General features: G+C 39.6%; 13 protein-coding genes. 7 read left to right on the forward strand and 6 right to left on the reverse strand.

What is annotated here, in order from left to right:
* A partial coding sequence (locus JCM15548_RS24735; protein ID WP_227626039.1) for a hypothetical protein occupies positions 1 to 185 on the reverse strand: 185 nt, incomplete at its 3' end.
* Positions 186 to 314: 129 nt separating this feature from the next.
* Between JCM15548_RS24735 and JCM15548_RS19125 the strand changes: the two genes are divergently transcribed.
* Positions 315 to 1,175, forward strand: a complete 861-nt coding sequence (locus tag JCM15548_RS19125; protein ID WP_062128642.1) for a DUF3037 domain-containing protein — start codon at positions 315 to 317, stop codon at positions 1,173 to 1,175.
* On the opposite strand, the gene JCM15548_RS19130 is transcribed toward JCM15548_RS19125, so the two are convergent.
* Positions 1,172 to 2,083, reverse strand: coding sequence for a helix-turn-helix transcriptional regulator (locus tag JCM15548_RS19130; RefSeq protein ID WP_062128644.1), 912 nt, complete (start codon positions 2,081 to 2,083; stop codon positions 1,172 to 1,174). The two genes, JCM15548_RS19125 and JCM15548_RS19130, sit on opposite strands and share 4 nt — an antisense overlap.
* A gap of 139 nt (positions 2,084 to 2,222) precedes the next feature.
* On the opposite strand from JCM15548_RS19130, the gene JCM15548_RS19135 reads away from it, so the two are divergent.
* The 5 genes from JCM15548_RS19135 to JCM15548_RS19155 all read left to right on the forward strand — a co-directional run bounded on the left by JCM15548_RS19135 (position 2,223) and on the right by JCM15548_RS19155 (position 6,637).
* The gene (locus JCM15548_RS19135) at positions 2,223 to 2,429 is read left to right on the forward strand and encodes a hypothetical protein (protein WP_062128646.1); all 207 of its coding nucleotides are present in this window, start codon (positions 2,223 to 2,225) and stop codon (positions 2,427 to 2,429) included.
* Positions 2,426 to 3,892 carry an ATP-binding protein gene (locus JCM15548_RS19140; protein WP_062128648.1) on the forward strand — a complete coding sequence of 489 codons (1,467 nt, stop codon included), beginning with the start codon at positions 2,426 to 2,428 and terminating at the stop codon, positions 3,890 to 3,892. The genes JCM15548_RS19135 and JCM15548_RS19140 overlap by 4 nt, the downstream gene beginning before the upstream one ends.
* A 12-nt stretch (positions 3,893 to 3,904) precedes the next feature.
* Positions 3,905 to 4,432 carry a hypothetical protein gene (locus tag JCM15548_RS19145; RefSeq protein ID WP_157482967.1) on the forward strand — a complete coding sequence of 176 codons (528 nt, stop codon included), beginning with the start codon at positions 3,905 to 3,907 and terminating at the stop codon, positions 4,430 to 4,432.
* 147 nt (positions 4,433 to 4,579) lie between these two features.
* Positions 4,580 to 5,563: a virulence RhuM family protein/type II toxin-antitoxin system death-on-curing family toxin gene (locus JCM15548_RS19150; RefSeq protein ID WP_062128652.1), complete on the forward strand. Its 984-nt coding sequence runs from the start codon at positions 4,580 to 4,582 to the stop codon at positions 5,561 to 5,563.
* 234 nt (positions 5,564 to 5,797) lie between these two features.
* A complete protein-coding gene (locus JCM15548_RS19155; RefSeq protein WP_062128654.1) occupies positions 5,798 to 6,637 on the forward strand; it encodes a Fic family protein in 840 nt (279 codons plus the stop codon).
* Positions 6,638 to 6,681: 44 nt separating this feature from the next.
* Here the strand turns inward: JCM15548_RS19155 and JCM15548_RS19160 are convergent, their stop codons facing one another.
* Together JCM15548_RS19160 and JCM15548_RS19165 are read right to left on the reverse strand one after the other, a co-directional pair.
* Positions 6,682 to 7,143, reverse strand: a complete 462-nt coding sequence (locus JCM15548_RS19160; protein WP_062128656.1) for a pyridoxamine 5'-phosphate oxidase family protein — start codon at positions 7,141 to 7,143, stop codon at positions 6,682 to 6,684.
* Between the two features lie 34 nt (positions 7,144 to 7,177).
* Positions 7,178 to 7,369, reverse strand: coding sequence for a hypothetical protein (locus tag JCM15548_RS19165; RefSeq protein ID WP_062128658.1), 192 nt, complete (start codon positions 7,367 to 7,369; stop codon positions 7,178 to 7,180).
* Positions 7,370 to 7,930: 561 nt separating this feature from the next.
* On the opposite strand from JCM15548_RS19165, the gene JCM15548_RS19170 reads away from it, so the two are divergent.
* On the forward strand, positions 7,931 to 8,278 hold the full coding sequence (locus JCM15548_RS19170; protein WP_062128660.1) for a DUF3024 domain-containing protein: 348 nt from the start codon (positions 7,931 to 7,933) through the stop codon (positions 8,276 to 8,278).
* A gap of 140 nt (positions 8,279 to 8,418) precedes the next feature.
* On the opposite strand, the gene JCM15548_RS19175 is transcribed toward JCM15548_RS19170, so the two are convergent.
* Positions 8,419 to 9,570, reverse strand: a complete 1,152-nt coding sequence (locus tag JCM15548_RS19175) for an McrC family protein (RefSeq protein WP_227626040.1) — start codon at positions 9,568 to 9,570, stop codon at positions 8,419 to 8,421.
* Positions 9,571 to 9,664: 94 nt separating this feature from the next.
* A partial coding sequence (locus tag JCM15548_RS19180; RefSeq protein ID WP_157482969.1) for an McrB family protein occupies positions 9,665 to 10,694 on the reverse strand: 1,030 nt, incomplete at its 5' end.

Here is a 10,694-nt window from a genome sequence, read left to right on the forward strand (position 1 = left end):
TAATGAGCTTGGCTATGTTCAAATAGCAGAACATCATCAGTACCGGCATTCAGCCTATATCGATTTAGGCAACCGGTGATTTTTAAACAATGAGAGATATCAATTATAGGATGCAAAACTGGATGGTGGTGTTTTTTAATTGATGGCAATTTAATTGGACGGTGGTATTTTGTTATAAGATACACGTTGACTGTAGTTTAAAAAGATTAAATTTGTTTTCTAACTTCAGACAGAAGGGCGCACAGAACCCTGGCTAATACAGGTAGAAGTTGAGCGTAAGCTTTTTTTTGGGAAACTTTTTGAAACGGACGAAGATGAACAAAGGGACATTCACATATTCGGTTTTGCAATACATTCCTTCACAACTGCACAACGAGCGGGTGAATATTGGATTTATTGTGTTTTTTCCGGACCAAAGGAGAGTTCAATTTAGTTTTACTGGTTCCTTTTCCCGTTTAAAAGGCCTGTTTAAAGATTTCAAAGAAACCAGGATAAAATCCTATCTGGTTCAAATAGAGGAAAATGTTAATCAGATAAATAAGTTTGACACATTGTTTTCCATCAACTTCAACGAGGTAGAAAGCCTAAAATCATTATTAGATTATCAAATACTAAAATCTGATGATTCGGCTTTGCAATTTTCTCCTTTTTATAAGAGTCTATCATATACTTCAGATACCCAGAAAATAGTAGCTGACCTCGAAAGTCAATTTTTAAATGAATATGTGGTTATAACCCCAAGAACGCATTTCACTGAAGAATCCCTTCGGAAGTCTTTTTTACGAGAAATTATAAAGAAATCTCCGGACTTAATGAGCAATTTTGAGTTGGACTATATCGTCCATACTGACAACAATGAATTCAAATTTGATTTTGCCTGGAAGAATGGGTCTTTTAATTTGGTAAAGCCGATTAGTTTCGACTTGAAAGAACCTAAGAAAATTCAGGAAAAATCTGTTTTAATATATGGCAATTTGTCTCTCTTAGCTGATTTAGCAAAAAAGGAAAATTACAGATTTGATTTGTTAGTGGCAAAACCACAAATAAAATCAACCTTTTCTAGTTTTGATAAGGCCATCAAAACTATAGAAGAGGCTGCCGTTAATAAACAAATGTATTTTGAAAATGATTTGGAGAAGTATGCCCAAAAGGCTTATGAGGCTTGTATGGGTTAATCTCTGATTGAATTGCGCCTCGCAGCATCCGCAAAGATACTCTGCATCTTCTCCCGCAACCATTCGGGTTGCACTACTTCAAGCGACCAGCTGCGCGACATTAATTCCATCATTAAATCAAGGGTGATGCCGATGAAGAGTTCTACGGTGACGCCTTCTTCTGTGCGGGTTAGCTTTTGGGAGTGGTGGATGGGCATGGTTTCAATGTAGTTGCCGTCCTGATGGTCGAATTTCAGTAGGACTTTTTCCGGGGCAGCATCGGTGAACATGCTGAAAAAGTCGCGGTAGTAGTCGTCCCAATTGGTGGTTTCCATCGGTGTGAATTTTTCCGGTTGGGGCGTGGCCGATAGGATCCTATCCAGACCGAAGGAGCGAATGGCCTTGGGCTTGGCTTTGTCATAGCCCACCACGTACCAGCGGCCCCGGCTTTCCTTTAAAATGTGGGGAGCGATGGTCCGTTGTTCGGTGGTTTGAGGGTGAAACTTGTGATAGCTGATCACCAAAAGTTGCTTTTTTTCGATGGCTTTTTTGATGGTGAATAAATGTCCGGTGCCACGTGATTTTCTGGATTCGGGAAAAATGAAGTTGGGCTTTCCGGTTTCACCGCCCATTACATTCAGAATGTTGAAGGCATCTAAAAACTGACTGACGATTTCAGGGTTGCCGGATTCTTCGGTGTTCAGGAAATAGCCTTTCTTGCTTTTTGAGTATTGGATGGTGACATCGAAGAGTTCCTGAATGTCGACCAAATCTCTGGCTAAAGTGCGTTCTGAAAGACCTGTCTCAATGCCGCGGGCCGTCATTTCGTCTTCAATATGCGCCAGAATACCGGCCTTGGTGCAGAAAGGGTGGCTTTTAATGAACTCAAGAATTAAGAGGTATCGCTGTAAGTAGCCTTGTTTCGACATGGTTGTGGATTTTGGTCTGATCAAATATAGTGTTTTTGTTGTGTTTTAGGGGTGGTTTAAATTTGGTGCGACATGTTTTGGCATTCTGCCGCCTTACTTTTGCTTCACAATAGGATGCAAACGATTAAAACGCCACACAATGAAAACAGCCACCAACAATGATTTGCTGAAATCTCTGAACCTTGTTTATGAAAATGCAAAGGGGAGTAAACTGAATATGGAGGTGTTGGATAAAATGGATTCGGAGTTGAGCCGGATAGCCGAATTTTTGAAGATCACAAAAATTCAGGCCCTATTCACCACTATTATTTTTGGCTTAAACTACGATGCAGTCGGGCAGAGGTGAGCGATCTGACATCCTACTTTGATTGCAATCCGATCAGCATTATTGAATTTAACGATGATCTGGAAGCCTTGTGTGATTTGGGTTATGTGACCAAAAGGAAGGCCCGGCGCAATCATTTTGACAGGGGCCTTGCCAATAGGGAGGAATATTCCATCAATGACATGTTGGCCCGGGCCATTGTCAAGAGGGAAGCCCTTCCGGTAATAAAGAAGGAGGAGGTCAATAACATACTTGAATTCCTCGAAAAGTGGGAGGAACAGCTGGATCAGCGTGCCAATGAGGTCATTTGCACCGATGAACTCATTTGTGAATGTAAAGTGCTCTTTATGGAATATGCACACTTCCCCCTGGTGGGCACCATTGAGAAAATGGGCTTGAAGAGCCAGGAACTCATTGTGTATTTGCAACTGATATGGGAACATATCAATGGAAGTACCGAGGTAGAATTGAATAGCATCTGCGAAAAACTGTTCGACAAATCTGCCAGGCGACTTCGGTTTATGCAAGATGTGTCGGAGGGGAAAAATCCACTGGTAAAAATGAACCTGGTGGAGTTGGAAGAAAAACGCTTTCTCAATGAAAGCGAGATTAAGTTGAGTCCAAAATCTTTGCAGATTTTGGCCGACAATGAAATGATGTCCTTTGTGAAATTAAGAAAGCGCGATAACATCATTGAGCCTGAAAATATTACGCAGCGCGAATTAATCTTCAACGAAATGGAGATGAAGCACCTGATGTTGCTCAACCAGATGCTGGAGGAGCAGTGGCTCAATGCCACCAGGGAACGCCTGGCCAAAAAGAATTTGCCAGTGGGGGTCACAGTGCTGCTGCATGGGGCTCCGGGGACCGGCAAGACCGAAAGTGTGCTGCAGGTGGCCCGTAAAACGGGCCGCGAGATCATGAAAATTGAAATCAGTCAGTCGAAGTCCATGTGGTTCGGAGAAAGTGAGAAGATCATTAAGCGGATTTTTACCGACTATCGTGCCTACTGCAAACAATGCCCCTCCACGCCAATTTTGCTGTTCAACGAGGCCGACGCCATTCTTTCGAGACGCTCGAATAATATAAAGGGCGCTGTTGGCCAGACCGAAAATGCCATTCAAAACATCTTGCTGGAGGAGTTGGAAAATTTTGAGGGCATATTCATGGCCACCACCAATCTGGTGGGTAATTTGGATAATGCCTTCGATCGCCGCTTTTTATTTAAAATCAAATTCGGCAAGCCGGATGCAGAAATCAGGACCCGGATTTGGAAGCAAAAGATGCCTTCCTTGTCGGATGAGGAATGTAGCATTCTGGCCCGCCGTTTTGATTTCTCCGGCGGAGAAATCAATAATGTGGTGCGCAAAATGGAAATAGAGTCCATCATTCATGGGTATGAGCCGGGGTTAGATAACGCCATCGATTTTTGTACCCAGGAAAGCACCGCTCAACAAAGTGCAGCTGTCGGTTTCAAATTTTAAATGACGAATCTTATGAAAACACCTTTCTTTTACCTGGTAAGCGGCACTTTTATGCGCTCTCCCGGTGATTTATCGAACCCTGTGGAAGTTAACCAACTGTTCAAACATGAGAGCCCGTCCGTGGCCCGCAAAGCCGCATTTCGTTTTTGCCAGAATTACATCGATGTATTTTTGGAGAGCAAGGACGAAAAATTCAGGTCGCCCCAACAAGCCATCCAGGTATTGGATGATTTTATAAATACCCGGCAACGCGAATTTGCCCGGGTAGCCGGGCAAATCATCGATGAAATAGAAACAGATTTTGATTTAGGTATCGCCATTTATCTGGTCATGGCCGATTCAAAAACCTGCTTGTCTCTCGAAGGCGAAACCATCTACCAGGAAAAGCTGCTCATTCATCTGATGAGTAAGAATATGGATGAATACAGGGCGCTGATTGATCAGAATTTGTTGGTGGAACAGGGGCTTTTTGATCGGTTAATAGGGGGGCAAACCATTAGCGGAGCGTCAATGCAAAGGAGCCGGGAAGATTTGAGCTGACTTTTTATTGGGAAGATGAAAAGAAAAATTAATTCAGTAATCTGCCCTTGCTAGGGCGGCTTCCATAAGGCTCTGCATTTAAGCAAAATTCAGCATTACGAATTATATTGATAATTTAGATTATTATATTTGAGAAAACTTTTATTAATGGAAAACTCAGACATTAGGATATACCAGTTAGAGGACGGAAAAACTGAAATAAATGTACAGCTTGATAACGAAACTGTTTGGTTGAATCTAAATCAAATTGTAGAGTTGTTTGAAAGAGACAAGTCCGTAATATCCAGACATATAAGCAATGTGTTTAAAGAAAAGGAACTACATAAGGATTCAGTTGTTGCAAAAAATGCAACAACTGCATCTGATGGAAAAATTTACCAAGTTGATTACTACAATTTAGACGTTATTATTTCTGTTGGCTATCGGATTAAATCACCAAGAGGAACACAATTTAGAATTTGGGCAAATCAGATAATTAAGGAATATTTAATTAAAGGATACTCCATAAATGAGAAGCGATTACTACAGCAAAAAGAGCAATTAAAAGAGTTGCAAGAGTCTGTGAAGGTGATAAGTAGCGTTTTAAATTACAAAATTCTGACTAATGATGAAAGCATTGGGTTACTAAAAATTATTTCGGATTATGCCTATGCGTTGGATATTCTTGACCAATATGATTACCAAAGATTAGAAATAAAAGATACCACTGAGAAAGAATCATTTCAACTTACTTATGAGGAAGCAAAGAAGCAAATTCTGATTGCGAAGAAGGCTCATGGGAACAGTGGGTTGTTTGGGAATGAAAAAGATGATTCGTTTAAGAGTTCAATATCAACAATTTATCAAACATTTGGCGGGCAGGATTTGTATCCAAGCATTGAAGAGAAGGCTGCTAATTTACTTTACTTTATTACAAAAAACCATTCGTTTTCGGACGGAAATAAGAGGATTGCTGCATTCTTATTTCTCTATTTCTTAGAAAGAAACGGAATTTTATTTGACAACCATGGAAACAAACGAATTGCTGATAACACCTTGGTTGCTTTGACTTTGATGATAGCTGTTAGTAAACCTGATGAAAAAGACACGATGACAAAAGTGGTTGTAAATCTGATCAATAGAAAAAATTAATGGATGGCAAAATTGTATGTAAGATATTGTTGAATACCTATTTATGCTAACATTTAAGCCTGGCGAATGCAGTAATATTTCCGGTGATGTCTTTTTCTGTGAGGGTTACCATTTGGGAATGGAGGATGGGCAATGGATCGTTATTCGGTAGTTTTTTTGTGAGCCGAATGAATTGAGTATAGATGTTCGTTATTTTAAGAAATTGACGTACATTTCCTGAAATTTTCCCAGAGTATGTTACTAAATGAACTATTGAAAGATACTTTCAAGCTTATTGAAAAGTACAATAGCTTTAACATAAAAGAGTCTATTGATGGGGAAAAGTACATTCACTATTCAATTGTGCATCATTCCACAAGTATAGAAGGATCTTCTTTGACGGAGGAGGAAACGCAGCTTCTCCTGGATGATAATGTTACTGCCAAAGGTAAGCCTATCGAACATCACCACATGCAGCTTAATCACTATCAGGCATTGTTATTTATTATTGAAAAAGCTTCTGAGAAAAGTTTGATTACCCCTTCTTTTCTTAAAGAAGTTGCTGGTAAGGTGATGAAGGATACTGGCGGCATTCATAACACGATTATGGGTGTTTATGATTCCAGTAAAGGAGATTTCAGACTTCAAAATGTTCATGCAGGGGTTACGAGGTTTGCCGATTATACCAAAGTGCCTCATTTAGTTGATGTATTTTGCAATGAGTTAAACAGCAAACTTCAAGCGGATATCAGTGAGCAAGAGGCTTTGATAACTTCTTTTGATGCACATTTTAATTTGGTATCCATACACCCGTTTAGAGATGGAAATGGAAGGGTTTCGCGATTGATGATGAATTACGTACAGCATTTTCACAACCTGCCATTATCCAATGTTTTTAAAGAAGATAAAGCAGACTACTATAAAGCTTTAGTCGATACCAGAGCAAGTCAGGATATGGATGTGTTTAGAAAATTCATGTTACTTCAGTATTCTAAAATGCTCAATATTGAAATAGACAAGGTTTTGAGTTCCCAACAAGAACATGTAATTAAAAAGAAGCCGGGTAAGGGGTTTGGTATGTCTATGATGTTTTAATTGGACTGAAACTCTCTCGAGGTTGGAAGTGGGTAATAGTAAAACTACAAACCTGAATCGCCCATAGGCCACCAGGTAACATCATCGAATCCCCGAACCATCTGATAGGTTTCAATTTTAATCAGGAATACCGCCAAATCTGCTGACTGAAGGGAATTGGCCAAATCGGGATTTCTGTGCACATGCGCTTTCAAAATTTCTTCATAATCTGTTTTGCCTACTTCCTGAGCATTACCATAAGCGGTAAGTGCATAACCGGATGGTTCGTGTGAAAGCTCAGTATCTTCCCCCTGAATCAGAACGGCTACTCTGCCATTATTAATCAGGTTTGTGAACTTGCGTGTGTTGCGGTAAGTAGCAAAAAAAATCTGTCGAAACTCTGAAACCGGCGTAATGGCAATAAGGCTTGCGTGAGGCTGTCCGCCACCCTCCGTAGCCAATACCGCAAGCCTGCAGCTTCGCAGAGCGTTTTTAATATATTCGTTTATTGGAATTTTGTTGTTCATCTTTCCCGGGATCAAATTTTCATTTCAAAGGTATTCAAAACCTTGCAAAATGCTCCATTCCTAACAAAATGTAACCGATCCAAGACTGCTCATCAACCGCAACTGAATATGCTGACACCAGGCCAGCATACCATTCACCGGGCAAAGCATCTGTGATTTCTTCACTGTTCTTTACCGGTTGAATTCCTGAAGTGTTAAGAATTTTTGCTGTCCCACTAATTATCATGACTATGATGCGTTTAGTTGTTTCTGAACTTTGTAAAAGGCATTCATCAGTTTTTGAAGTTCACCCAATAGAGTTTTAAGATTCTCATATTCAAAAAAGCACCCTTCATTTTCTTTGGTTTTTGGTTCGATTGCTTTTTCCGAATGATCAATACCATTTTTAATGAATTATTCTTTGAAATAACTCGTATTTAGTTTTGTTAGTTGGGTAATATATAAAATTTGTGTTTGTATGGGCTACTTTTAAGACTGTTCAATTGATAAGGGGGACAGATCATGACTTAATGATTCTTTCTATCTCTTTTTCAACACTTTGAATTGTGTTTTAATTTTTATTTTTTCACAAATTTAGCATGTATTTGTGAAAAAAATGTGTTCTGACCTAAGTGCTTTGAGTCAGTAATTCGTTTGTCAATACTTCGGTCCGGGGATTGGTATTGTGAAGTTTTGAATAACTTTGGTTTTGGTTTGATTAAGGCAAATTCGGTACAATTTTAAATACAAAAGAGCAGGTGTGAATTCCTTCCTTTTGAAATACAATAATTAGAAACAGCATAATACAATGGCACTCACAGAAAAACAAATACAGGAAGTTACCGCTGCAGGCGAAGGGTTTTTGGAAAAACGCAGACCGCCGGTGGAAATAAGAAATCAACTTGATTTGGCCTACCAAATACAAGGACAAAGCGTTCTTGTGTATGAGATAAGGCCCAGATGGAATAAGCCGTCCGAAATCATGGAGTCTCCTGTGGCTAAAACCACTTTTGTGCAGACGCAAAATCATTGGAAAGTTTACTGGATGCGTGCCGACCTTAAGTGGCATAGTTATTCTGTCAAGCCCACCGTGAAAACCATCAAAGCCTTTTTCCAGCTAGTGGATGATGATGAGCGTGCGTGCTTTTTTGGTTAGTCAATAATGGCAAATTTTTGAGCTTCATTCCTCAGCTGACCTTGCTCAGTTTTGAACCAGATTGGAAGCAGCTAATTGCGTACCATCCCATTAATAAAGTTCTAAGGTCTGAATATCCTTGAAGCATTAATGTTAATTTTTTAATTCAACAGATTTTTTATCTCCATTGCAATATTTGAATTTAAGTTGCCTGTCTCATCAAGAACACTGATAAATCCAGTTTTACAAAGATTGTCTCCTGTTTTGCCCTTGTGGAAAGAACGGAAATGATTATTTACTGAAGCTTGGGCTTTTGGGTATAAAAGCATGCTTCTGGGAGCTTCCCAATACATATTGTATGCATACATTTGTTTAAGGTCAGCGTCAGAGGGTTTGTCGTTGTCGATGATTTTCCATTTAGTGTCAATAACAAAAGGTATTCCTTCTTTGTGTATTACAATATCCGGCTCAATGGTTCTGTTATGCCAGAATTTTTGAGATTGGTGATATTGTACGATGAAGTCTTCGGTTTCATGCTTTTTCAATGTTTTGAATATGAATTTTTCCCAGAGAGCATCCATGTTAAAGAGTAAGGCCAGCATGTTTTCCGAACCACTTATTATGTCGGGTGAATAGTTAAGAATAAGCATTTTTGCAATGCTTAACGCTTCCATATATTTAATGGATTTCCGATTGAGCCTGACTCTGGTAAAAGATTGCTCTGTGATAGCTGTTTCTTTGATAGCCGGAAAGGAGAGTAATACTCTGTTGATACGATCTGCCAGAGATGGTGATCTGGACAGATCTTTTACAATTAAAAGACCTTTTAAAAGGATTTGGTTGATGAGGTGCTGATGGTCATAAATCTGATGGTTGGTATAGAATTGTTCTTTGTGGATTAAATTTTTTCTGATGTTTTGAGCAAAGAGTAATTGGCCTTTAAGGGTTCTTATGTTGTTGGAGGTATTTCGGTATTGTTTAATTAAGCCTCCATGTATCAGATTTTCAACTTCCTTGAGATAAATTTCGAAGTACAAATCAAGGATTGAGTTGTGTCGTTTTTTTAATGTGCTATCTGAGACGGTTTCTACCTTTAATAAGCGGGTAATGGAGAGCATCTTTAGGAGAACTTTGCGCCAACAGCGGGTTTTTATTTTTTGATTTTCTGGTGTGATGCTGTCACGGTCTGCCTTGGGCAAAATCTCAAGGGCTAAACCACCTATTTGTATGACTCCCACATAATTGCCGAATTTAACGCCATTATGGATTACCGTGAAATATTTGTTGTGATTTTTATCGTTGAAACGGCACAGGGCTTTGAGTTGAGCGCCGGTCAGTCTGCGACCGTTCTCATCTTTGTGAATGGTTAACCTTTCATGTTCAAATACCTGTATTGTCTTCATAGGGTTATTGATATATCCTGATAAAGTCGATTGCTTCCCAGTTTTCTAGATTGGTTATTTCAAATACTTTCCGTTCTTCCAAATCCGTGAGGATATCCTGGTCGTAATGCCGGAAATTTGCAAATTTGTTATCGTTGTTTTTTAAGGTTACAAAAGACTCACCTAGTACAAGACCTATTTTTCCATAGTCTCCGAAAAAGTATTCCTGCAGTAGAGGAATAACCTTGTTGAAAAAGACAAGCTTCAGGTCGGCCAATGATGATACGTTTAAAAAATAACTGTGGCCGATCATGTGGTCCTTATCAATCAGTTTTTCAACTCGCTGATTGATGGCGGTCAATAATTGTGGCAAGTCAATTCCCTCTACAATACCATCGATGGAATTCCCGGCTTCTGCAATGATTTCGGGTCTGGAAGGCATTTCCTTAAAACTGAATCTCCGCCTCAGTGCGGTATCCAATGCCTCAATGCTCCGGTCGGCTGTGTTCATGGTGCCCAACAGATAAACATTGTTCGGGACTTTAAAGGTTTCTTTCGAGTAGGGAAGCGTTATTTCCAGTTCTTCGTTTCCTCCGGCTCGCTTGTCTTTTTCAATAAGTGTAATAAGCTCTCCAAAGATGGAGGCCACATTTCCGCGGTTGATTTCATCTAATATTAGGACATATTTGTTTGGGTTATCTTCTTTTTGCGGGGTCCCATCTTGCGAGGGCTTTTTCTCCACGGAAAGCTGACAAATTCGTTTGAAGATACCAGGTTCCACATTGTATATAATGTCTTTGGCTTCGGTGGTTTGCGGTTTAATGCCTTCAACAAAATCTTCATAGCTAAAGGATTGATGAAAGGTGCAAAAAGCAATATTGCCAACAGGGGCGTCCCAGTTTGTTATCAGCAATTCACCGAATCTGTCGTGCAATTTTTTACGGTTACCGGAATGATTATCGTAAAAATCAGGATCAATAATTTTGAGCGCTTCATCAATAGTATGGTAAGTTTTGCCGGTACCTGGAGGACCAAACAGTATCTGATTCATTTCA

The sequence above is a fragment of the Geofilum rubicundum JCM 15548 genome, from assembly GCF_000974365.1.
In the GTDB taxonomy this organism is placed as follows: domain Bacteria; phylum Bacteroidota; class Bacteroidia; order Bacteroidales; family Marinilabiliaceae; genus Geofilum; species Geofilum rubicundum.

Coding starts and splice junctions, on each gene's coding strand:
- JCM15548_RS19165 (WP_062128658.1), bottom strand. CDS start 7,369: ATGATAATTAGTGGGACAGCAAAAATTCTTAACACTTCAGGAATTCAA.
- JCM15548_RS19145 (WP_157482967.1), top strand. CDS start 3,905: ATGAAAACACCTTTCTTTTACCTGGTAAGCGGCACTTTTATGCGCTCT.
- JCM15548_RS19160 (WP_062128656.1), bottom strand. CDS start 7,143: ATGAACAACAAAATTCCAATAAACGAATATATTAAAAACGCTCTGCGA.
- JCM15548_RS19130 (WP_062128644.1), bottom strand. CDS start 2,083: ATGTCGAAACAAGGCTACTTACAGCGATACCTCTTAATTCTTGAGTTC.
- JCM15548_RS19125 (WP_062128642.1), top strand. CDS start 315: ATGAACAAAGGGACATTCACATATTCGGTTTTGCAATACATTCCTTCA.
- JCM15548_RS19150 (WP_062128652.1), top strand. CDS start 4,580: ATGGAAAACTCAGACATTAGGATATACCAGTTAGAGGACGGAAAAACT.
- JCM15548_RS19155 (WP_062128654.1), top strand. CDS start 5,798: ATGTTACTAAATGAACTATTGAAAGATACTTTCAAGCTTATTGAAAAG.
- JCM15548_RS19135 (WP_062128646.1), top strand. CDS start 2,223: ATGAAAACAGCCACCAACAATGATTTGCTGAAATCTCTGAACCTTGTT.
- JCM15548_RS19170 (WP_062128660.1), top strand. CDS start 7,931: ATGGCACTCACAGAAAAACAAATACAGGAAGTTACCGCTGCAGGCGAA.